General features: G+C 69.3%; 18 protein-coding genes. 5 read left to right on the top strand and 13 right to left on the bottom strand.

Features of this window, described 5'->3' with window-relative positions; genetic code table 11:
* Positions 1–153 precede the first annotated feature (153 nt).
* Positions 154–1,272: a Fic family protein gene (locus tag VFZ09_RS42875; protein WP_329733601.1), complete on the bottom strand. Its 1,119-nt coding sequence runs from the start codon at positions 1,270–1,272 to the stop codon at positions 154–156.
* 617 nt (positions 1,273–1,889) lie between these two features.
* Positions 1,890–2,408, bottom strand: a complete 519-nt coding sequence (locus VFZ09_RS42870; protein WP_329733600.1) for a hypothetical protein — start codon at positions 2,406–2,408, stop codon at positions 1,890–1,892.
* 257 nt (positions 2,409–2,665) lie between these two features.
* Here VFZ09_RS42870 and VFZ09_RS42865 point away from each other — a divergent pair, with 257 nt between their 5' ends.
* Positions 2,666–3,445 carry a hypothetical protein gene (locus tag VFZ09_RS42865; RefSeq protein ID WP_329733599.1) on the top strand — a complete coding sequence of 260 codons (780 nt, stop codon included), beginning with the start codon at positions 2,666–2,668 and terminating at the stop codon, positions 3,443–3,445.
* A 17-nt stretch (positions 3,446–3,462) separates the two neighbouring features.
* Here VFZ09_RS42865 and VFZ09_RS42860 read toward each other — a convergent pair whose 3' ends face one another.
* Together VFZ09_RS42860 and VFZ09_RS42855 are read right to left on the bottom strand one after the other, a co-directional pair.
* Positions 3,463–4,569 carry a metallophosphoesterase gene (locus tag VFZ09_RS42860; RefSeq protein ID WP_329733598.1) on the bottom strand — a complete coding sequence of 369 codons (1,107 nt, stop codon included), beginning with the start codon at positions 4,567–4,569 and terminating at the stop codon, positions 3,463–3,465.
* Positions 4,566–5,705 carry a hypothetical protein gene (locus VFZ09_RS42855; RefSeq protein WP_329733597.1) on the bottom strand — a complete coding sequence of 380 codons (1,140 nt, stop codon included), beginning with the start codon at positions 5,703–5,705 and terminating at the stop codon, positions 4,566–4,568. The genes VFZ09_RS42860 and VFZ09_RS42855 overlap by 4 nt, the downstream gene beginning before the upstream one ends.
* A 218-nt stretch (positions 5,706–5,923) precedes the next feature.
* Between VFZ09_RS42855 and VFZ09_RS42850 the strand changes: the two genes are divergently transcribed.
* Positions 5,924–8,581, top strand: a complete 2,658-nt coding sequence (locus VFZ09_RS42850) for a protein kinase domain-containing protein (RefSeq protein WP_329733596.1) — start codon at positions 5,924–5,926, stop codon at positions 8,579–8,581.
* Positions 8,582–8,933: 352 nt separating this feature from the next.
* Here VFZ09_RS42850 and VFZ09_RS42845 read toward each other — a convergent pair whose 3' ends face one another.
* The 3 genes from VFZ09_RS42845 to VFZ09_RS42835 form a co-directional block, all read right to left on the bottom strand.
* Positions 8,934–9,332 (bottom strand): hypothetical protein, encoded by a 399-nt coding sequence (locus tag VFZ09_RS42845; RefSeq protein ID WP_329733595.1) that lies wholly within the window; start codon positions 9,330–9,332, stop codon positions 8,934–8,936.
* Positions 9,333–9,517: 185 nt separating this feature from the next.
* Entirely contained in the window at positions 9,518–11,971 is a 2,454-nt protein-coding gene (gyrB, locus tag VFZ09_RS42840; RefSeq protein ID WP_329733594.1) for a DNA topoisomerase (ATP-hydrolyzing) subunit B, read from the bottom strand.
* 125 nt (positions 11,972–12,096) lie between these two features.
* A complete protein-coding gene (locus VFZ09_RS42835; protein WP_329733593.1) occupies positions 12,097–12,555 on the bottom strand; it encodes a hypothetical protein in 459 nt (152 codons plus the stop codon).
* 75 nt (positions 12,556–12,630) lie between these two features.
* Here VFZ09_RS42835 and VFZ09_RS42830 point away from each other — a divergent pair, with 75 nt between their 5' ends.
* The gene (locus VFZ09_RS42830) at positions 12,631–13,419 is read left to right on the top strand and encodes a GNAT family N-acetyltransferase (protein WP_329733592.1); all 789 of its coding nucleotides are present in this window, start codon (positions 12,631–12,633) and stop codon (positions 13,417–13,419) included.
* Positions 13,420–13,437: 18 nt separating this feature from the next.
* On the opposite strand, the gene VFZ09_RS42825 is transcribed toward VFZ09_RS42830, so the two are convergent.
* From VFZ09_RS42825 to VFZ09_RS42810, 4 genes are read right to left on the bottom strand one after another with little or no spacing between them, the layout of a single operon-like run.
* On the bottom strand, positions 13,438–13,809 hold the full coding sequence (locus VFZ09_RS42825; RefSeq protein ID WP_329733591.1) for a response regulator: 372 nt from the start codon (positions 13,807–13,809) through the stop codon (positions 13,438–13,440).
* Positions 13,806–15,455, bottom strand: coding sequence for a hybrid sensor histidine kinase/response regulator (locus tag VFZ09_RS42820; RefSeq protein WP_329733590.1), 1,650 nt, complete (start codon positions 15,453–15,455; stop codon positions 13,806–13,808). Before VFZ09_RS42820 ends, VFZ09_RS42825 begins: the two co-directional genes overlap by 4 nt.
* Entirely contained in the window at positions 15,452–15,904 is a 453-nt protein-coding gene (locus VFZ09_RS42815) for a response regulator (RefSeq protein WP_329733589.1), read from the bottom strand. The genes VFZ09_RS42820 and VFZ09_RS42815 overlap by 4 nt, the downstream gene beginning before the upstream one ends.
* Positions 15,901–17,349, bottom strand: coding sequence for a sensor histidine kinase (locus tag VFZ09_RS42810; protein WP_329733588.1), 1,449 nt, complete (start codon positions 17,347–17,349; stop codon positions 15,901–15,903). The genes VFZ09_RS42815 and VFZ09_RS42810 overlap by 4 nt, the downstream gene beginning before the upstream one ends.
* Before the next feature lie 291 nt (positions 17,350–17,640).
* Between VFZ09_RS42810 and VFZ09_RS42805 the strand changes: the two genes are divergently transcribed.
* Positions 17,641–19,722 carry a serine/threonine protein kinase gene (locus tag VFZ09_RS42805; protein ID WP_329733587.1) on the top strand — a complete coding sequence of 694 codons (2,082 nt, stop codon included), beginning with the start codon at positions 17,641–17,643 and terminating at the stop codon, positions 19,720–19,722.
* 42 nt (positions 19,723–19,764) lie between these two features.
* Positions 19,765–20,334, top strand: a complete 570-nt coding sequence (locus VFZ09_RS42800; RefSeq protein WP_329733586.1) for a hypothetical protein — start codon at positions 19,765–19,767, stop codon at positions 20,332–20,334.
* Positions 20,335–20,356: 22 nt separating this feature from the next.
* Here the strand turns inward: VFZ09_RS42800 and VFZ09_RS42795 are convergent, their stop codons facing one another.
* Positions 20,357–21,073: a double-CXXCG motif protein gene (locus tag VFZ09_RS42795; protein ID WP_329733585.1), complete on the bottom strand. Its 717-nt coding sequence runs from the start codon at positions 21,071–21,073 to the stop codon at positions 20,357–20,359.
* Positions 21,074–21,086: 13 nt separating this feature from the next.
* The coding region (locus tag VFZ09_RS42790) for a TIGR02269 family lipoprotein (RefSeq protein WP_329733584.1) at positions 21,087–21,588 on the bottom strand (502 nt) is incomplete at its 5' end.

Raw genomic sequence — 21,588 nt, 5'->3', positions numbered from 1 at the left:
AAAAGTCTGGGGCGGGAACTGGGCGGACTTGGCGCAGCCCTACGAACTCGTCGTCGAAATGTCCTACCGGGACCCGGAGGAGCCGAGAACTGTGTCAGTCTCCTTTCGCGCCCGAGGACCCGCCTGAGCCGTAGCACCGCCTGAGCCCTACCGTCAGGAATTCTTCTCCCTCAGAAGCCGCTCAAGTTCTGGGACAGCGTAGAAATGGAAGGCCCGCCCCACTTGCTTCTTCCGCAGGTAACCGGCCTTCTCCAAATCGAGCAGGTCTTGACGAGCGGTCTGGTAAACGACGCCGTGCTCGCGGCGGTAGGGTTCAATCGAGTACTGCGCGCCCGGGTGACGAAGCGCATGGGCCAAAAGCGACCGTTGGCGGTGATTGACGTTATCTACAGCCCTGAGAAGCACCTCTACCTCCTGCACCTCCTTGCTCTTGCGGTCGAGATACACGTAGAGATCCTGCGTTGCTCTTCGGATGACCTCCAGTTGGTGCAAGAGAAAGTAGGTGAGGTCGCTTCCGTCTGTCTCGGTGAACAGGAAGGCGCGACTGTACTGGACAGGTGCTTCCTGGATGATCCGAGAGATGGAGAGGAACTCTGCAATCCAATAGCGTTGCCGGATCATGCTCCAATAGAAGAGTGCACGCGCGGTACGGCCATTGCCGTCGACAAACGGATGGTCATAAGCGATTATAAAGTGGAGACCGATAGCGCGAACAACAGGGTGGACGAAGGCATTCCCGGCGTTTTCATTTGCAAACGTGCAGAGAGCTTCTATTCGCGAAGGAAGCGCGCGTGCATCTGGGGGGATGTGGAGAACTTGTCCATTGCTGATGTCCTGCACTGTGACGGGCTCGTCTGGGCGCCTCAGCCGCCCTACCTCACCATGCTCCAAGGTGCCTTCGGTGATGACCTCGTGCAGTTCAAGAAGCAAAGCGATTGATAGGGGCTCCTGAGCTTTTCTACGCAGCAGCTCCATCGCCCGGAAATTGTTGAAGATCATCCGCTCATCTTTCGTTCGCGGCTGCCGCCCGTGCAGGAGCATGTCCTTTGCGACACGGCGGGTCGTCGAAGCTCCCTCCAACTGGCTGGAGGTAATCGCCTCCTCCATCAGGGAGCGGATGATGTACCGGCCTCGAACTTCCTTATTGGTCAACTGCGGGTCGGCCATCTCAAGCCGTCCGCCCATATCGCGGTCGATTTGATGCAATGCGAGCAGAAGACCATCGGTTCGCGCGAAGTGGAAGTTGTGCCCTGTGTTGTCAGTGAGAGGCAACTCGGTCCTAAGCACCCTCCGAGCCATGCTGACGCCAGTCCACCACTCCTCGTGTGTCAGTCCCTCTAGCGGAGGGTGCCGCCGAAGTTGGTCCCAATGAAGGTACTGTCCATCGATCTCGGGTTTGAATCCGCGCGAGAAGAAACGCGACAAGCGGCCTGGATCCCCCTTCAGGAGGGCTTGTAAGGCAGCTTGAGGGTCAGGAGGCGTAGCTGGGATCCGCACGACATCTCCGATCTACTAATTTAGTAACTAATAGTAGTTACATAGTAGTTCGGGATAGCACTCACGCCAAGTACGACGACTACTAACTTCGGCTTTGTTAGTAGGTCCCTAGTAGCTCCGGGGGTAGTTCCGGGGGTGCTACTAACTTCGGCTTTGTCGGGGACGGAAAGAAGGAAGCGGCCTGAAATAGGGCGGATTGGCAAGCACAAACCAGAGCGGCCGAGCCAAACCTGTGGCCCCGTGATGCCTACGGGTGGGGCCCCTCGGGATGGGGATGCATCCAGGCCAGCACGTGCCTCTTGTTCAGCAAGCCAACTTGACCCGGAAAGAGCTCAGGGGACCCCCACATCCCTGGGAGGAGCCGAGGTAGGGTCAATATCCTTTGGCCTGCCTCACGCCGCGGCGGGACGGGCGGCCACGGGCGCCGTCTCGACCGACTCGATGGCGACGGCCTCGGGCGAGCCGCCCTCGGCGAACAGCGGGGCGCTCGGGCGGGACTTCGGCGGACGGCCCCGGCGCTTCGGCGCCGACTCGTCGCTCTGCGCGGGGGCCTCGGCCGTCACGCCACCGTCCGCGCGCGCCACCTTGCGCCCCGCCCTCGGCAGCGGGATGGCCTCCAGCCTCGTGCTCAGCTCCGCGTCCTCCTCGGCGAACACCCGCGCGTACGCCAGCGCCCGCTGGCCCTTCTGCACCAGCGCCTCCTGCCCCTCGGCCAGCACCTGGCGCGCCGCCTCCAGCGCCGCCTGCGCCTTCGCCACCGCCTCGGCCTGCGCCCTCACCCGGCTCGCCGCCTCCTCCAACACCTCCGCGTCCACGTCCGGGAACTTCACCTCGGACAGCTCCGTGGAGAACACCTCGAGCAGTGCCCGCATCGCGGGCGAGATGGGATCGTTTTCGTTCGCGTCGAACATGGCCTGGGACTCCCCTCCAGCGTGCTGCGTGGGGCCCTCATGTGCACAGATGTTCAGTGCCTTTTCAAGGGGGTCCGCTCCGAGGCCGATTTACCGGCCCCGCGCCGTGTTCACCCCCCGCCATGCCAGCGGCGTCCGGCCCGGATGACTCCCCCCATGTGGGCGATGGACCCTCCATCTCCGGTCTCATCGGGTCCGGCACGGGGAGGTAGAATCGCGCGGGGAGCCCGGCAAGAGCGGGCCCTGGGGGAGTCGACATGCAGCCAGAGATGGTGGAGTTGCTCGCGGACACGGCGCAGTACACCGCCGTGGCGTTCATCGGTGCGTTCATCGGAATTGGCGAGCTCGTCTCCCGCTACAAGGATGACCCCTACGAGGCCATCACCAACCGCCACGCCATCACCTACACGCTGCTCAACGTGCTCGCCTCGCTCCTGGCCCTGCTCGCGCTCAAGACGCTGAACCCGGCGGATGCCCAGGGGGTGCTGCTCGGGGAGGGGCCGGCGTCGGCGCGGGTCGGGTACACGCTGGTCGCCGGGTTTGGCGCCATGGGGCTCTTGCGCTCCTCGGCCTTCAACATGCGCGTGGGCAACGAGGACATCGCCATCGGCCCGAGCGCGCTGCTGCAGGTCATGCTCTCCGCGACGGACCGCGCCGTGGACCGGGCTCGCGCCAGGGTGCGCGCCGAGATGATGGCCAGGACCATGCACATGGTTCCCTTCGAGCAGCTCGAGGTGGCCCTGCCGCAGCTCGCCTTCGCGATGATGCAGAACGTGACGGATCAGGAGAAGCAGGACTTCGCCAACGTGGTCTCGGCGCTGCGCGAGAAGAAGATGGACGCGGTGGCCAAGAGCATCAGCCTGGGGCTCGCGCTCAGCAACATCGTGGGACAGGGCGTGGTGGATGACGCGGTGATGGCGCTGCGCAAGACGCTGGCCGCGGCGGGAGACCCCAGCTTCTCCGCCACCCTGGCGCGGCCCCTGCCCACGCCCGTGGAGACCCCGGAGGCGTCCGTGTCGCCCACCGCGGAGAAGTAGGAGAGGAGGCGGGCCGCTCAGTCCACGCGCACCAGCGACACGGTGCGCACCCCCTGGGCCGGGTCCACCTCCACCGCGAGGAAGTGCCGGCCCACGCCGTCGAACTGCTCGGGAATGGCGCCGCCGCCGCCCGAGATGAAGGACGGAATCCCCGCGTTGGAGAACGAGTAGTACGAGTGCACGTGGCCGTAGAGCGTGAGGTCCAGCTTCGCGTTGGCCAGCTTCGCCAGCAGGGCCGCCGCCTCGTTGCGGCTCGCGAAGGCGCCGTTGCGCACGCCGATGGGGTCCACGATGGGGATGTGCGTGCCGAGGATGTGCACCGCGTCCCGCCCCGCCGCCAGCCACCCGTCCAGCATCTCCTCGGCCCTCGGATCCAACGAGCCGTTGCCCGAGTCGATCATCGTGAAGTGCACGCCGTGGAAGGTGAAGTGCAGGTTCCCCCGGCCGAAGTACTCGTGGTAGCGCGGGTCCGGGGTGATGAGCTCGTGGTTGCCGAGCGTGGCGAACAGGGGGATGCGCGACTCGAGCAGGCGGGACTGGAACTCCTCCAGCTGCTCCACGGTGCCCCGCTGCGTCAGGTCCCCCGAGAAGTAGATGAAGCGCAGCGTGGGGTCCGCGTTGATGCGCCGGTAGATGTCGCCCACCCGGGGCAGGGCCTCCTGCACGTCCGCCAGCGCCGCGAAGCGGAAGGGCATCGGCTGATCCCACAGCGGAGGCGCCACCGTCAGCCGGGCCTCGGCGCCCGCGGGCACCCGCACCTTCCACGTCTTCACGGTGGGCAGCGGTCCCTCGGGCAGGGCCTCCACCAGGAGCGGCTCGCCGCCCACCGAGGCCGAGAGCTCCGCGTCCGGCATGGCGTTGCGCACCACCACCGTCCACTCCTCGGTGGCCCCGGCGGAGGACACCGCGCGCACGTGGAAGGCCGGGGCCGAGCCCCACAGCGTCAGCGTGCCCGGCTCCACCTTGCGCACCACGGCCAGTCCGTCCTCCACGGTGAAGGCCACGCCGTTGGCGTCCACCTGGCCCACCCGCAGGTCCTTCAGCGCGCGCTCCTCGGCCGGCCGCTGGCTGCAGCCCGCGGCCAGCAGCGCGAGCACGGCGGCTCCCCGGCGAATGCTCCTCACGGCTCACCTCCCAACGCGTAGACGAGTGACACCCGGCCCACCACGGCCGAGCCCGCCTGGAGCTCCGCGGCCACGCCCCACGGCCCGGTGAGCAGCATGCGCCCGCGCAGCCCCACGTACCCCGGCACGCCGCTGCCTCCCCTGATGCCTCCCGGGAAGTCGTCCTTGCGGTGATCGTAGTAGAGCATCGCCTCGCCCCGGAAGGGCCCGCCGCGGCCCAGGTACACGCCGTAGCCGAAGGTGAAGAGGAGCTGCTCGAAGAGGATGTCGTCCACCGGGCCCGCGTAGACGTAGCCCTGCATGGCGAAGCCCACGCCCATCTCCGCGAAGGAGCCGGCCATGCGCGGGCTGAAGCGCGCCATGTCGTAGCGGCCCCGCAGGAAGAGCTCGCCACCGGCCAGCGTGAAGGACTCGGTGGGGTAGCGGTGCGCCAGGGCCGCGGCCTCCAGGTCCAACGCCGTGCCGTCCGCGCCCGCGCGCGCGCCCTCGGGTGCGCCCAGCAGCCGGTACGCCCCGCCCACGCGCACGCGCACGTTGCCCTCGCCCGGCGACAGCTTCGCCCCGGCCTCCAGGCGCACGCGCTCCAGCCGCGCCAGCGCGCCCACCGAGACGAAGTGCCGGTAGTCGAAGGCCGGGTCCACCACGTGCTGGTAGCCCAGCTCCAGCTCGAGCGGGGGCAGGTGCCGCGCCACCTCGCCTGGAGGGAAGGCGGGCGCCAGGGCGCCGTAGAGGTTGGCCAGCGTGGAGATGGAGAGCACGCCCACCCCCGCCAGCGTCACCGCGTACAGCGGACCGATGACCCGGCGCGAGGCCCCGGACAGGGCGATGGGCACGCCCCCGGCGAGCAGCAGCCCCAGGCCCGAGCCCTCCAGGAGGAAGTGCCGCCCCGCCGTCGCGGTGTCCCCCGCCACGAGCGGCCCCATCCCGTGCAGCAGCAGGCCGGGCACCACCGAGACGGCCGCCGGCAGCACCTCGAAGCGGGGCCGGGCCGGCGCCACCTCCGCGAGGGACACGGGCTCCACCTGCGCGGGGACGGCCTGGGCGGGGAGCTCCCCCACCGCCCGCGCCTCGCACACCTGGGCCTGGACCGCGCCCGGCAGCACCGCCAGGACGAGCACCCACAGTCGCACCATCATCGGCAACCCCTTCTCCCGGGCGGGCAGGGGGGCGGACCCATCCCCCGGCCGGAGCTGCCCGCCCGACGGATTCCAGGATAGAACGTTGACGGCTGGATTCGCAGCCCACCCCTGGAGTCAGGCGGGAAAGCCATCCGGGGACCCCCCCAGGCAGGACTTTTCCAGGAAGCGGGGTATGCTCCCGCCTCCCCCTGTCCTCCAACAACGCGACGCGCATCGTGGCCGCCAACGAAGCCCGGGAGTTTGGCAAGTACGAATTGGTCTCGAAGCTCGCCGCGGGCGGGATGGCCATCACCTATCGCGCGCGGATGAAGGGCGCCGCGGGGGTGACCAAGCCGGTGGTCATCAAGCAGATCCTCCCCCACTTCGCCGACGAGCCCGACTTCGTGGAGATGTTCGTCAGCGAGGCGCGCGTGGCCGCGGGGCTCACCCACGGCAACATCGCCCAGGTCTTCGACTTCGGAGAGATCGACGGCCAGTACTTCCTGGCCATGGAGTTCGTGCACGGCCAGACGCTGTCCAAGCTGCTGCGCCGCGCGCAGAAGGCCGGACTGCCCGGCCTGCCCATGCCGCTGGCGCTCTTCGTCGCCACCCAGATGTGCGACGGGCTGGACTACGCGCACCGGCACATCGGTGAGGACGGGCGGCCCATGGGGCTCGTCCACCGCGACGTGTCGCCGGACAACGTGCTCATCTCCTACGAGGGCCAGGTCAAGGTCATCGACTTCGGCATCGTCAAGGCGACGAGCGTCGTGGAGTCGCGCACCTCGCCCGGCACGCTCAAGGGCAAGTACCCGTACTTCTCCACCGAGCAGGCCCGGGGCGAGCAGGACCTGGACGCGCGCTCGGACATCTTCGCCGTGGGCGTGGTGCTCTACGAGATGCTGTGCGGCCGGCGCCCCTACGAGGGCGAGCTCGCCGCGGTGCTGCCGCGCATCCTCGACGGCAACTACCCGCCGCCCTCCTCGCTCAACCCCGCCATCACCCCGGAGCTGGAGGCGGTGATGGCCACCGCCATGGCACGGGAGCGGGAGCAGCGCTACCCCACCGCCCAGGCCTTCTCCGAGGCGCTGCGCGAGCAGCTCTACTCGGGCTGGCCGCGCTTCTCGCCGGCCATGCTGTCGCAGCTGCTGGGCCACCTCTTCGCCGAGGAGCTCGCCGCCGAGGGCCGCAAGGTGGAGGTGACGCCCGCCTTCCTGGAGCAGCTCGCCGCGTGGCAGGCCCAGCCCATCAGCGAGCCCATGGGGGCCCTGCCGGGCCCGGCCAGCGGCAGGACGAGCACCGGCTCCGGCATGCGCGCCGTGCAGTCACGGCCCGGCAGTGACAGTGGACGGCCGTCGAGCAACACGGGCAGCCGTCCCGCGCTGAGGCCCTCCACCAACGGCGCCGCCCGGCCCGCCAGCAACGCGGGCGCGCGCACCATCAGCTCCGCCTCCGGGCGCCGGGTGACGTCGAGCGCCGGCGTGACGCGCGTGTCCTCCCCCGCCACCATGGCGGCCCCGCCGCTGGAGCAGGAGACCTCCACGGCCTCGTCGCAGCCCGCCACCGCCGCGGAGAGCACCGCCGACGCCCCGCACGACACCCCCGTCGAGGTGCCCGCCGTCAAGCTGGTGCCGGACCCCCTGGCCCCCGTGCGCGAGGCCCGGGAGCGCGAGGCCCAGGAGCGCGCCGAGCGGCGCCAACGGCTGGTGATGCTCATCAGCGTCCCCCTCTTCCTCATCGCGCTGGTGCTGGCCATCCTCCACTTCGCCTTCTCCAGCAAGGCGGTGGAGGAAGTGCCGATGGGCACGCAGTGGATCAGCTCCATCCCGGCGGGCGCCACGGTGAAGCTCAACGGCCGCGACGTGCCCGGCGTCACGCCGCTCGTCGTGCCGAACGTCCCCCTCCACGAGGGCAACACCCTCGTCGTCACCCTGCCCGGCTACCGGCCCTGGACCAGGCGCTTCACCCTCACCACCGAGTCGGGACCGAAGATGCACGCGGATCTCGAGCCCCTGGAGCCGGAGCCCCCCGCCCCGAAGCCCGAGCCCACCGCCACCGCGCCCGCTCCGGAGACGGCCGGCGAGCAGCAGGCCGCCGCGCCGGACGCGCGGACCGGGACGCCCGCCACGCCGGACACCGCGGCGGCGCCGGTGGACCTCAAGAAGTTCAACGAGGTGGACTACCCGACGCGGGTGTTCGTCCTGCGCCCCCAGTACAACGCCTTCCCGGTGGAGAAGTACGCCACGGCCTCCATCGAGCTCAACACCGGGGCGAGCTACTCCCTCAGCACCACCGGCAGCGCCCTGCTGGGCCAGGGCCGCGCGAGCGCGTCCAACACCCTGGCCTGGTTCGCCGAGGGGGAGAACCTGTCCGTGGAGGACTCCTTCGGGCTGATCGGCCCCGCGCCGCGCACCTTCAAGGGTGTGCGCAAGCTGCACGTCTTCCTGCTGGACGACGACACGACGACCAACGCGGGCGCGATCCGGGTGAACGTGCGCCAGTCCAAGTGGGTGCCGCCGCGCCAGCTCACGTTTGATCCCAACCGCAACGCCCTGGTGCTCGAGCCCCAGCACCATCTGGCCGTGCGCGGGCTCAACCCGGACGCCATGTACCTGCTCACCGTGCGCGATGACCTGGCGGAGCTGCGCCCGGGGCCCACGGGCCGTACACGTCGGGTGCTGTGCGCCGAGAGCAACGCGAAGACGGGCCGGCACAACCACCGGCTCCTGGAAGCGGGCAAGCGCTACCAGATGACGGGCGCCGAGACGCTGCGGTGCACCTTTCCGGACACCCAGTTGAACGACAACACGGGTGCGCTCGAGGTGGACATCGTGGATGTCACGGCCATGTCCCGCCGGGAACGAGCGGCCGCGCTGCGTGGCACTTCTCGTTGACCACAAAACAGCAACTGGGTTAAACAAAGGGCACGGGCAATCAGGCGCTGGCCGCCTGATTCGTCCATCCCATTCGTACCCCCCAGCCGGGCACAAACCACCTCCCCTCGCATGTCGGAGGTGATGCGTACCCTGTCTGTCACGGAGGCCCCCACCGGGTGGTCCTCGGGGATTACAACAAGTTCCTTCCGTAAGGGCTCATGGGGGTCGCAGCCGTTCCGCGACCCAGCTCAACAAGGACGGGAAAGGCACGTGGGCGCGGAGCCGATTTCGGCACCGGGCCCACGGGTCTTTTTGGGGTCTGGAAACGTCAGGGATCAGCGGCCAGGCGGAGCGCCGCCCGCTCGCCTGCTCAGTCGCACATCACATCCGGGCAGCCACCACCGTCGGGCGCGCACACACCGCAGCCCGGGTTGCAGCAGAAGTAACCCTTGCCGCAGTAGTTGGAGCCGCAAGGGCCGCCGGAGCTGATCGCGATGGAGGCGGGCTCGGCCTGCTTCGCCTCGGCCTTCACCTCGGGCTGGGCGCTCGTCTCGCACATCACGTCGAGACACGAGGCGCCCTTGGCGGCGCAGACGCCACAGCTCGCGTTGCAGCAATAGGTGCCCGTGCCACACACGTTGGGGCCGCAGGCGGTGCCACCGAGCACCAGCGCCTCCTCCACGCTCGCGGGGACCGGCTCCTGCTCCACCACGCCACCACACGCCGCCATCAGGGACACCAGCGACAGCACCACCCGCTGCATCTTCATGACTCGCTCCTCGGTGAGGGGGGAGCGAATCCTCTACCAAGACCCGACAGGACGGAGCAATCGGGATAACAAGGGTTCAACTCGGGGGCCAAGATACCCTCACCCCGTCCCTCTCCCGGAGGGAGAGGGGAGAGTGGGCCCTCTCCCGGAGGGAGAGGGGATTCACACGGTGAGGGCCCCCTGGATCAGATGTCCAGGTTCTGCACGTCCAGCGCGTTGCGCTCGATGAACTCGCGCCGCGGCTCGACCGCCTCGCCCATCAGCAGCGAGAAGATCTCGTCGCTCTCCACCGCGTCCTCGATGCGCACCTGCAAGAGCGTCCGCGTCACCGGATTCATCGTGGTCTCCCACAACTGCTCCGGATTCATCTCGCCCAGACCCTTGTAGCGCTGCAGGCCCAGCCCCTTCTGCGCGTCCTTGCGCACCGCCGCCAGCACCTCCTGCACCGACAACGCCACCACCTCGCCATCCCCCACCTTCACCCGGTAGGGCGCCTTCCCCATCCCCTTGAACGTCTCGCGCAGACTCACCAGCTCCAGGTACTCGGGCGACGACAGGAAGCCGTGGTCGAACACCGTCTGGCGCACGCCTCCGTTGATGTCCGTCTTCACCACCAGCTTGCGCGTGTGGTGCTCCGGATCCACCGGGTAGGAGACCTCGAAGCGGCCCAGCGTGTCCGGCATCCGCGCCTTCAGGTACTCCACCATCTTCTCCACCTGCCCCCGCAGCGCCTCCTCGTCCGTCAGCAGCCCCGCGTCCACCCGGCCCGCCTGCACCAGCGCGTCCACCACCCGCGCATCCCGCCGCGACGCCATCTTCTCCAGGCGCTCCTCGTACGTAATCACCTTCTCCAGCAGCCCGCGCAGCTCCGAGCCGCCCAGCTCCCCGCCCTCCATCACCACCCGCGAGTGCTCCGCGGCGATGCGCAGCAGGTAGTCGTTCAGCCCGCGCTCGTCCTTCACGTACATGTCCTTCTTGTTGCGCGTGACTTTGTAGAGCGGCGGCTGCGCGATGTAGAGGTACCCGTTCTGGATGAGCTCCGGCATCTGCCGGTAGAAGAACGTGAGCAGCAGCGTGCGGATGTGGCTGCCGTCCACGTCGGCGTCCGTCATCAGGATGATGCGGTGGTAGCGCGCCTTCTCCGGGTTGTAGTCCTCGCGCCCAATCCCCGTGCCCAGCGCCGTGATCAACGTCACGATCTCCGCGCTCGTGAGCATCTTCTCGAAGCGCGCCTTCTCGACGTTCAGAATCTTTCCGCGCAGCGGAAGGATGGCCTGGTTGCGCCGGTCCCGGCCCTGCTTGGCCGAGCCACCTGCGGAGTCACCCTCGACGATGTAGAGCTCGCTCTCGCTCGGGTCGCGGCTCTGGCAGTCGGCGAGCTTGCCCGGCAGCGAGCCACCGTCCAGCACGCCCTTGCGCCGCACCGTCTCGCGCGCCTTGCGAGCGGCGATCCGCGCCCGCGTGGCATCTCCAATCTTCGCGACGATCTTCTTGCTGACGGTGGGGTTCTCCTCGAGGAAGGTCGCGAGCTGATCATTCACCATCTGCTCGACGAGGCCCTTCACCTCGCTGTTGCCCAGCTTCGTCTTCGTCTGCCCCTCGAACTGGGGGTTGGACAGCTTCACGGAGATGACGGCCGCGAGTCCCTCGCGCGCGTCCTCGCCCGTGGGCGTCTCCTTCAGGTCCTTCCACTGCCCGCTCTTCTCGGCGTAGCTGTTGAGCGTGCGCGTGAGCGCCGCCTTGAAGCCAGACAGGTGGCTGCCACCCTCGTGGGTGTTGATGTTGTTGGCGAACGTGAAGATGCGCTCGTCGTACCCGTCGTTCCACTGCAGGGCGATCTCCAGCGAGACGCCCTCCCGCTCCGTGCGGAAGTGGATGGGCTTCTCGTTGAGCGACTGCTTCGCCTTGTTGATGTACTCGACGAAGGAGACGATGCCGCCATCGAACTTGAAGTCGTGCTCCTTGCCGATGCGCATGTCGCGGATGATGATCCGCAGGCCGGCGTTGAGGAACGCGAGTTCGCGCATGCGCTGGCTGAGCGTGTCGAAGTTGAAGTCCGCCGTCTCCATGACGGTGTTGTCCGGCTTGAACCAGATGAGCGTGCCGCGCTTGTCCGTCTCGCCGACCACGGCCGGCGCGCCATTGGACACGCCGCGCGCGTACGACTGCTCGTACACCTTGCCGTTGCGCTGCACGCGCACCTTGAACCACTCGGACAGGAAGTTGACGCAGGTGACGCCCACGCCGTGCAGGCCGCCGGACACCTTGTAGGCGCCGTTGCCGAACTTGCTGCCGGCATGCAGCTCCGTGAGCACCACCTCGAGGGTGTCCTTGCCCTTGAACTTCGGGTCCGGGTGCGGACCCACGGGGATGCCGCGGCCGTTGTCCTGCACGGACAGCGAGCCGTCCACGTGGATGACCACCTCGATGTCGGTGCAGTGGCCGGCCAGGGCCTCATCGACGGAGTTGTCCACCACCTCGTAGACGAGCTTGTGCAGCCCGTACGTCATGGTGTCGCCGATGTACATGCCCGGGCGCTTCCGGACGGCCTCCAGGCCCTCCAGCTTCGTGATGGCACCGGTGTCGTAATCCGCGGGCGGCGGCGGGGTAGCGGCGCCGGGGGCGGGGATGTTTTCCATGCGCGAAAAGTCCTTGGGATGACGCTTGGCGGGAACAGGTGTGCCTACCACTTCGAGGCACCCTGGACAAGAGTGTTGAGAACACGCAAGGCAGCGAAAAGATTCACGAAATGCCTCGCGCGACGCTATGCGTCAAAACGCGGGGCGGGCTTCCTTTCTTCCAGGGCGGCCGCCAGCTCGCTGAACGCCGTGCGCGAGGGGAAGAGGTGCCGCGTGAGCAGCACCCGGCCCCCCTCGTCCAGGAACAGGCCGAGCATGTCTTCCTTGCGGCCGATGCGGCGCACGGAGTCGATCTGCCCCCAGGACAGCTGCAGCTGGCTGCCGGTGAAGGGACGCGCCAATGCGACGCCCCGAGCACTCAAGGTAACGCCCCAGCCCGGCCTTGGCCGCAATCGATGCCAGGCGAAGACGAAGGCGAGCAGGAGGCCGCCTGTAATGCCCGCCCGGGCCATGGCCAGGGGAGCGTTGTCCGCCGCCCGCGCATCCGCCAGCGCCCAGGCGCTGAGAACGGCGAGCACGCACGCGCCCAGGAAGAGGGCCCGGCGCGTGGGACGGGGATCGAAAGCGTAGAAACGGGGCTCCATGCGAGCGTCCACACCCTAGCCTCCCGAGCGGCCGGCCGGGGATTTTCCGCACGCCAGCTGTCCACCCGCGAGCGCATGGATGCGCCTACCCTGCCCTCCATGACGGACGCTGAACTCACCGCGCGCCTGCGCGCCAACCTCCACGGCTTCAAGACGCACCAGGCCCGGGGCGGTCCCCTGCGGATGAGGGACCTGCCCGGAGTGCGCGCCTTCGCCCTGCCCGGCCCCGGGGCCCCCCTCTTCCAGCAGCAGGTGCTGTACACCGACGCCCGCGCGCTCGCCGAGGCGCTCGGGCCGCTCGACGCGTGGTACCGCGAGCTGGGCGTTCCGGCCTGGCGCGTCCCCGTGTACCCGGGCGACACCGCCGCCGCGGCCGCGCTGGCCCGCGCCGGATACCGCGCCGAGGACTCCCTCCCCGCGATGGCCATCCCCCTGAACCACCCACCTCCCCAGCTCGCCCCGGGCACCACGCTCGAGCACCCGGACACGCTGCACGAGGTGCTCCAGCTCAACGCGCTCAGCTATGGCCAGGAGCACGCCGACTACTTCGAGAGCTGGCGCCCCCAGCTGGAGCCCTCCTCGCCGCTGTACGCCGTGCTGGTGCGCCAGGACGGCCGCGCGCTCGCCGGGGGCGTCGCCTTCGAGCAGGACGGCACCGCGGGCATCTACCTCGTGGCCACCCACCCCGAGGCCCGCCGCCGGGGACTGGGCGCGCTCGTCATGCAGGCCCTGCACGCGGATGCGCGCGCCCGCGGCTGCACCGTCGCCGTCCTGCAGGCCTCGGCCCTCGGGCATGGCCTGTACCAGCGGCTCGGCTACCGGGACCTGGGCGCGTGGACGAGCTGGGTACGCCGCGCCGGCTGAGGCCCCGCCTCGCGCCGCTCACTCGCCCTGGAAGTGCTGGCCCACCGTCTCCACCAGCACCTCCACGTCCACCGGCTTGCGCAGGTAGGCACACGCCCCCACCTCCTCGGCCACCGCCGCGTTGCTCGCCGAGGCGGAGAAGATGACGATGGGGATGTCCTTCCACTCGGGCACCGCGTGCATCTGGTGGGCGAAGCCTGGCCCGTCCAGCACCGGCATCATCATGTCCAGCAGCACCAGCCCGGGCAGCGGCCGCGCCCGCGCGAGCACCTCCAGCGCCTCGCGGCCATTGCCCGCGCCCAGCACCGCGTGGCCCGCGTCGCGCAGCACCTCCTCGAGCGCCTCGCGCAGGTCCGTGTCGTCATCCACCACCAGCAAGGGACGCGTCATGCGGACTCCTCTACCGTCTTGTCCACGGCACGCAAGGGCAACTCCAGGGTGAAGCGGGCCCCGCCGCCCGGACGCGGCTCGGCCCACACCCGGCCCCCGTGCGCCTCGGCCGCCCGGCGCGCCAGGTACAGCCCCAGCCCCAGCCCTCCGTACGAGCGCGAGGACACCGCCCGGCCGAAGCGCTCGAAGATGTGCTCGAGCTGCTCCCGCGCAATGCCGATGCCCCGGTCCTCCACCACCACCCGCGCCCCCGCGCCGTCCGCCATCACCCGCACGTCCACCGGCTGGCGCGCCCCGAACTTGAGCGCGTTGGAGACGAGCGCGGACACCCCCTGCTCCACCCGCATCCGGTCCCACTGTCCCACCAGCCCCCGCTCCGCCTCCAGCCGCAGCACGCACCCCATGGACTGGGACTCCGCCTCGAAGCGCTCCAACACCTCGCGCACCAGCTCCACCAGGTCCACCGCCTCCAGCGCCAGGGGCACCTCGCCGGTGGACAGCAGCGACACATCCAGCAGCGTCTCCACCAGCGTGCCCAGCCGCTTCACCTGGCGCAGGCCCTTGTCCAGCCGCTCCACCATCTCCGGGGAGGACTCGCGCCGCGCCCGCTGCACCAGCGTGCCCAGCTGCAGGCCCAGCGTGGTGAGCGGCGTGCGCAGCTCGTGGGCCGCCACCGCGAGGAACTCGTCGCGCAGGCGGATGGCCTCCTGCGACTCACGGTACAGGCGCACGTTCTCCAGCAGCAGCGCGGCGCGGCGCACCAGCTCCTGCGCCACGGGCAGGTCCTCCGGAGTGAAGCGCGGCCGCCGCGGCTCCGTGATGCCGAGCGTCACCACGCCCAGCGTGCCCAGGCGTCCCACCAGGGGCACGTGGGTGACGGAGCGCAGCCCCAGCGCGAGCAACCGGCGCAGGTGCTCCGGGGAGCGCGCCAGCGCCCGCAGCCGCTCCAGGGAAACGTCCGGCAGCACCTGCGGCTCGCCCGTCCGGAACACCCTCGCCGGGCCAAAGGGGGCGTCCAGCTCCAGCGGGAAGAGGCGGTCCGTCTCCAACCCCTGCTCCACCTGCCGTGGGTCCTCGTGCGCCAGGGACGCCACCCGCAGGTGCTTCCCATCCTCGGAGAAGTAGACGGCGCACCAGTCCGCCAGCTCCGGCACCGGCAGGCGCGCCACCTTGTCCAGCGTCTCCTGCAAATCCAACGAGCCGGCCAGCACCTCCCCGGCGCGGGCCAGCAGGTTGCGATCCCTCTCGGCCCGGGCGCGCGCCTGACGCTGCCGGGCCTGCTCCACCTCGCGCGCCACCGCGGCCGGCAGCCGGGTGAGGAGCGTCTTGGGGAAGTAGTCGCGGGCGCCCGCCCTCATCACCTCCTCGCCCTCGAACTCGCCCACGCTGCCGGACACGACGATGAAGGGGATGTCCAGGCCGCTGTCGCGCACGATGTCCAGCGCGGCGGGCGCGTTGAAGCCGGGCAGGCAGTAGTCCGAAAGGATGATGTCCCAGGCCCCGGGCTCGAGCGCCGCGCGCAGCTCCTCGGCCGACTGCACCCTGTGGCTGGACACCTCGAAGTCCCCCCGGCGCAGCTCGCGCTCCACCAACTCCTGGTCGTCCGGGTTGTCCTCCACCAGCAGGACGCGCAGCGGCCTCGTCATCCAGACACCCCCGGCTGCGGGGAGCGGTTGAGCTCCAGCCAGTAGACGCCCAGCTGCCGCGCCGCCTCGACGAACTCGTTGTAGCTCACCGGTTTGCGCACGTAGCTGTTGCAGCCGTGGCTGTAGCTCTCCACCAGGTCCTTCTCCTCGTCCGAGGAGGTGAGGATGACCACGGGCAGGAAGCGGGTGCGCGGGTGGGCGCGAACCTGGCGCAGCACCTCGTGCCCGTCCAGGCGCGGCAGCTTGAGGTCCAACAGCACCAGCGCGGGCAGCGGCTCCTGGGCCCGGTGCGCGAACGCGCCCCGCCCGAAGAGGTAGTCGAGCGCATCCATCCCGTCCTCCACCACCTCCAGGGGCCGGGTGACGCCCGCGCGCTGGAAGGCCCGCTGCGTCAGGTCCACGTCGTCCGGGTTGTCCTCCACGAGGAGGATGGTGGGAGAGCCGATCATGCGAGTGCCTCCTGGAGGGTGAAGCGGAAGGTGGCGCCTCCGCCCGGGGTGGCCTGGGCGGAGATGTCCCCGCCATGCCGGTGGACGATGCGCTGCACCGTGGCCAGCCCGATGCCCGTGCCGGGGAACTCGGAGGGCTTGTGCATCCGCTGGAAGGGGCTGAAGAGCTTGCCCGCGTACGCCATGTCGAAACCCACCCCGTTGTCGCGCACAGCGTAGTGAGTCACCCCGTCCGCCGTCTCCGCGCACAGCTCGATGAGGGCCCCGGAGCGCTTGCTGGTGAACTTCCAGGCGTTGCCCAGCAGGTTCTCCAGGAGCACCCGGAGCAGCCGCGCGTCCCCCCGCGCGGTGAGGCCGGGCTGGAGCGAGCACGTCACGTCCCGCCCGGGCTCGCGCTGGCGCAGCTCCTGGAGCACGGAGGCGGCGATGGCACTGAGGTCCACCGGCTCGCGGCGCAGCTCGGCGCGGGTGACGCGGGAGAGCTGCAACAGGTCGTCGATGAGCTGGCCCATGCGCGTGGCGGCCGCCTGCAGGCGCGTGAGGAGCCGCAGGCCCTCGGGGGACAGCCGCTCGCCCTCGTCCTCGCGCAGCGCCTGGGCGAAGCCGTCGATGGCGCGCAGGGGCGAGCGCAGGTCATGCGAGACGGAGTAGCTGAAGGACTCCAGCTCCTTGTTGGCGGCGGTGAGCTCGAGGGTGCGCTGGGCCACGCGCGACTCCAGCCGGGCCTCGCTGGCGCGCAGGGCGTCCGCCTGGGCGCGCACCTGGGCGAGGCTGGCGTCATAGCCCCGCGCCAGCGCGAGGAGCTGACGCCGGCTGAGCCAGGCCAGCAGCACCCCCACCGCGAGCGTCCACAGCCCTCCGGCGATGAGCACGGAGCGTCCCGCGCGCTCGGCCTCGAGGCCCTGGAGGGTGGCGCGCTGGAGCTCCTCGGCGCCGATGGTGTCCAGCGTCGAGCGCAGCGCGTCCATGCGGGCCTTGCCCTCCCCCGAGCGCACCAGGGACAGCCAGTCTCCTCCCTGGTGGAAGCGGGAGAGCTGCTCGTCGGCCACCTGCTCCCACTCCCGCCAGCGCCCACGCACCTCCTGCATCCAGGCCCGCTGCTCGGGCTCGCTCGCCAGGCCCTGCTCCAACTGCGCGAGCGCCAGGGGGAGCCGCTGCCCGGCCGCCTGGTAGGGCTCCAGGAAGACGGGCTCTCCGGCGAGCAGATAGCCGCGCACGCCCGTCTCCCGGTCGATGAAGAGCTGACGCACCCGCTCCAACCGGGTGAGGGCCTCCTGGTAGTGGCGCGCCTTCTCCTGGGCCTGGATGAGGCCGCCCACCGTCCACATGAGGATGCCCGCGAGCACCAGCAGCAGGCCCACCGGGAGCAGGATGGCGCGCAGCAGCAGCCGGCGGAAGCGGCGGGGGTCGGTCAGGGACAGCTCGTGGTGGGAGGTGGTGGACACGTCCCCGTGAAGGTTGGGGTCCCCGGGAGACCCTTCAACCCGTGCCACCTGCCACGGGGGGCGGGCGAGGGCTGGAGGCTCGCCCGGGAGGCGGGAGGTGCCCTCCGCCCACACGGGCCCGCCCACCCGCGGGGAACCCGTCCCGCGAGGTGGGGTGACCTGCGCAGTAGCCTGCGGGGTGATTCCGCGAGTAGTGTCCGGCGGCATGACGTGTCGGCTCACATGCGGGAGGCACCCGCGGCGGGAGCGCCGCGGCCTCGCGCCATGGAGACGACGCTGGAGGTCACCCGCATGGCTGAGAATCCAAGGTCCCCGTCCCCTCCCGTCCGCCGCGGCGCCCGCCCCGGACCCCGCCGGCAACCCCCTCCCGTGCTGGACCCGGGCACCCGGGTGGCCGGCTACGAGGTGGTGCGCCGCCTGGGGGCGGGGGGCTACGGCACCGTGTACCTGGCGCACGCCACCACGAGCCTCGTCGCGTTGAAGGTGCTGCCCCTGGAGCGCTCGCGGGGGTGGGAGGAGCGGGAGGTGGACGTGCTGCGCCGGATGCGGCACCCCGGCGTGGTGCGGCTGCTGGGGTACGTGGACTGGCCGGAGGACGAGCCCCGCGTCCGCGTGCTCATCATGGAGTACGTGGACGGGCTGCCCCTGGACGAGCACGTGCGCGGGAGCAACCCGTCGGCGCTCGGGGTGGTGGAGCTGATGGGGGAGTTCATGGAGGCGCTGGAGGCGGTGCACGGCGCGGGCGTGCTGCACCGGGACGTGAAGGCCTCCAACATCCTGGTGCGCGCCGCGGACGGCAGGCCGGTGCTGGTGGACTTCGGGGCGGGGGCCTACCTGGGGGCGCCCACGCTGACGAGCTCGGTGCTGCCCCCGGGCACCCCGGAGTACCGCAGCCCCGAGGCCTGGGACTTCTTCCGCCACCACATGGGCGACGCGGGCGTGCGCTACCTGCCCACCCGCGCGGATGACCTGTGGGCGGCGGGCGTGCAGCTGTACTGGGTGCTCACGGACCGGCTGCCCTTCACCGGCCCGGACTTCCTGGCCATTGGCGCGGCGGTGCTCAACGAGCGGCCCGTGCCTCCGCGCGAGCTCAACCCGTGGGTGCCGGAGGCGCTGGAGCGGCTGTGCCTGCGCATGCTGGAGAAGTCCCCCGACGCGAGGTACGCGGACGCGGGCGAGGTGCGCGCGGTGCTGGCCGTGCTGCGGGCGGAGGCGGAGGAGTCATGGCGCGAGCCGCTGTTCGAGCCCCATGCGCCCCACAACGCCACCACCCGGCCCCAGGGACGGCTCGCGCAGGGGCAGGATCTGCTGCTGCGGATGAGCAGGCTCGCGCGGCAGCCTCCCCGGCGGGGCGAGGTGCCCACGCGGAAGACGAGCGCCGGGCCGGGGACGGCCGCGCCCCCTCGCGAGGAGCGGGACGGGACATCCACCCGCGCGGTGCTCACGGCCCAGGCGCCCGTGCACGGCACCCGGGCGGGGGGCGGATGGCGATGGGGAGCGCTGGGGTTGGGAGTCCTCGCGCTGACCGCGGCGCTGTGGCTCCTGCACCCGTGGAAGACGGAGGTCCCCTCGGAGGTAGTGGGAGCAACCCAACCTTTCATGTCGCCCGAAGCCTTTCCCATACGGTGGGATGCTTTTTTCCCAGATGTCGTGCCCTCGCTGAAACCGCCGCATGTTGTGGCGGACGCGGCGCCCAACGGACAGGCCGTTGCCGCGCCCGTCGTCAACACCAGACATAGCGAGAAAGACATGACCGAGAAGCAGAGTTCCCAGAAGCCGCCCCCTCCCACCCAGGCCAGGAAGGCACGTCCGAGCATCAGCGCCTGCCTGGGGCTGGGCGCACTCGCCGCCCTGGCGGCAGGCTGCGCCTCCGTGCACAACAAGGCGTTCTACGAGAACTTCGTCAAGAGCAAGATCCTCTACGAGGCCGAAGGACTCATGGACTGCCCTCCCTCATCGATCAAATCCATGAAGGAGCACGGCATTGCCATCGGGAGCCTCCATGATGCCGTCTATGGCTCTGGCCTCAACCAGAGAGAGCTTCTCGTTCCTCTGGAGAAGCTTGGAGAGAAGATGTCGGTGCCACTGAATGGCACCGGAGTCGAGCTCCGATCCGACTGGGGTGCTCTCGGCGCGCGTGGCAACTTCGGCGGAGCGAGCATCATCGTGGAAGACCGCGTCTATACCCGTCTCATCGTCTTCAACCCCTTCGCCGTCAATGCGTTACAGGTCCCCGTGTGCATGGAGGTCTGGTATGACGGAAAGCCGGGGGTTCCCCACTTCGGAAGGGACCCGACGAAAGCGTTCCCGGGTGGATTCGTCTGGGTGGTGCCACAAGTTCAGCTCAAGGCCGTGAGTCGCTTTCACGAATGAGCACCCCGAGCACTTCCGGAAAACAATCCCCACGTGTTCTCAATGTCTCTCGGCCCGCTGCTGGTGATGGGGCTTCTGCTCGGAAAAGCAGCAGCACCGGATGTTGCTCCATCCGAGCAGGATGTACCTTCCACCGCTTCTGCCTCGAAGTCCCCCCAGCAGCCACACGCCCAGGAGGGCCCTGGTCAGCGGGTCAGCCTCGCGACCGAGGCGTTCTCCAGAATGGAGCCTGAGGGTCCATTCTCCGTCTGGGACATCACGGGGCGCGTCACGTGGACACCCGACCTGCAGGGTCTACGAAGAGTCATCGTCTACCACAGCATCCGCGCCACGGATTCCGCTGGAACACACATGCTGCTGCAGGTGGAATTGACGCACCCGCTTGCCAGCATCGCCAGGCGGCTGACGGGTGCAAAGTTGCGCCAGGGAACGAATGATTCCTGGCTCCTCATCTGGCAGGCCCCCGACTCCTCGGGTGAGGTCTTGCGCCTGCTGCTGCAAGGTACCGTGGAGTTGCACAGACTCCAGAACTCCCCCCATAAGCTCATGCTGTTGGGAGGCGAAGAGGGCATGGAGCAACTCGCCGTGTTCGACAACATCATGCTCCGCTGACGGTATGCGCTCGGAGACCAGGTCAGGCGGCGGGCAGAGGTTGGAAGACCACGCCATCCAGCTCGAGACGGCGGCAAGCGTCGACGAAGCGCTCGGTGCAGACCATCGTGGTGGGGAAGTCCTCCAGCCGGAACAGGTCCAAGTGGCCGGGAAGCGTGGATGCATCCAGCAGCATGTTGCTGGGACGCGTGAGTGCATCGCGGCCGCAGCGAGGACAAGGCGGTTTGCGATCTGGCGGCAGGCAATTCGAGTGCATCCGACCCACGGGGAGAAGTTCCAACTCGAGCAACTCGGGCGCGTTCCTCTGGCGGGAACGCAATTCCGTGCGGCAGCCCTTGAGTCCCCGAAGCCCTTCGGCCTGAAGCTTTTCCAATGCATCACGCCGAGCCAACAACAACCACGGAAAGCGAGCCACGAGCGACCCGAAACGGCCCTGGACCTTGCCCACGAGCGGGCCCAACTCAGTTCCCGGTTCCACCAATGACCCTGGAGGTAACAGAGGCAGCACCAGATCGCGCAGCCTCTCATATTCCTCGATAGGCTCGGCTCGGGGTTCCTCGAAGTCAGCCAGAGCGGTCACAGTAGACAGGTCCACAGAAGGGTATGCGCTGGCGCCTCCACTCCACGTGGCTGTACAGGCAGGGCAGCGAAGCACTCCTGGAAGCCCCCACTTGTGGGTGCAATCGATGTACCCCATGTAACCTGACGACTTGTCTTCTTTGAGAGTGAAATAGTTCATGGGTAGCCCGTACTCATTCACAATAGTAGGATACGAGCGGGCCCATCACTCTGAATCGCGACATGAGTTCACCCGCGAATCGCCACATGTCTTCCGAGCTGGCCCCCTTGTTGTCTTGCCGGAATTGCCTCCACGCATCATTCCACTGGCCCCCTTGAGACCCACCGCTGTGTAGCCATCGGTGAAAGCTCCTGGGCAGCCGAATCGTATAGGCGTGGATCGCGATGTGCTGGCGCTTGAACCAGAGAGCCAACTCCTGCGGGAAGATGTGGTGCTTCTCGAGTGGCTCCCACGAGCGGACACACGGGGGCTTGAGCACCCGGGGCGCGTACTGGCCGCGGATGTTCCAGTTGTGCCACGGAATCTCGAAGACGGCTTCCCGGCCTCCAGGTACCGCCAGCGGCCTTCCCCACCAGCGCGTCGGATTGGGCGGTGGGCGCAGGCTGCCGTGGGCGAAGGCCAGCACCACCGGGTGCTCCTCCACCTCCTCCACGTCCTGGCATCGCCAGAACCCG

It is taken from the genome of Archangium sp., from assembly GCF_036277355.1.
Classification (GTDB): Bacteria; Myxococcota; Myxococcia; order Myxococcales; family Myxococcaceae; genus Archangium.
The sequence above is the reverse complement of the archived record's forward strand: the minus strand, read 5'-3'. Positions and strand labels throughout refer to the sequence as shown.

Coding starts and splice junctions, on each gene's coding strand:
- VFZ09_RS42855 (WP_329733597.1), bottom strand. CDS start 5,705: ATGATGGTGCGACTGTGGGTGCTCGTCCTGGCGGTGCTGCCGGGCGCG.
- VFZ09_RS42845 (WP_329733595.1), bottom strand. CDS start 9,332: ATGAAGATGCAGCGGGTGGTGCTGTCGCTGGTGTCCCTGATGGCGGCG.
- VFZ09_RS42870 (WP_329733600.1), bottom strand. CDS start 2,408: ATGTTCGACGCGAACGAAAACGATCCCATCTCGCCCGCGATGCGGGCA.
- VFZ09_RS42835 (WP_329733593.1), bottom strand. CDS start 12,555: ATGGAGCCCCGTTTCTACGCTTTCGATCCCCGTCCCACGCGCCGGGCC.
- VFZ09_RS42815 (WP_329733589.1), bottom strand. CDS start 15,904: ATGATCGGCTCTCCCACCATCCTCCTCGTGGAGGACAACCCGGACGAC.
- VFZ09_RS42825 (WP_329733591.1), bottom strand. CDS start 13,809: ATGACGCGTCCCTTGCTGGTGGTGGATGACGACACGGACCTGCGCGAG.
- VFZ09_RS42820 (WP_329733590.1), bottom strand. CDS start 15,455: ATGACGAGGCCGCTGCGCGTCCTGCTGGTGGAGGACAACCCGGACGAC.
- gyrB (WP_329733594.1), bottom strand. CDS start 11,971: ATGGAAAACATCCCCGCCCCCGGCGCCGCTACCCCGCCGCCGCCCGCG.
- VFZ09_RS42830 (WP_329733592.1), top strand. CDS start 12,631: ATGGATGCGCCTACCCTGCCCTCCATGACGGACGCTGAACTCACCGCG.
- VFZ09_RS42800 (WP_329733586.1), top strand. CDS start 19,765: ATGTCTCTCGGCCCGCTGCTGGTGATGGGGCTTCTGCTCGGAAAAGCA.
- VFZ09_RS42865 (WP_329733599.1), top strand. CDS start 2,666: ATGCAGCCAGAGATGGTGGAGTTGCTCGCGGACACGGCGCAGTACACC.
- VFZ09_RS42795 (WP_329733585.1), bottom strand. CDS start 21,073: ATGAACTATTTCACTCTCAAAGAAGACAAGTCGTCAGGTTACATGGGG.
- VFZ09_RS42805 (WP_329733587.1), top strand. CDS start 17,641: ATGGCTGAGAATCCAAGGTCCCCGTCCCCTCCCGTCCGCCGCGGCGCC.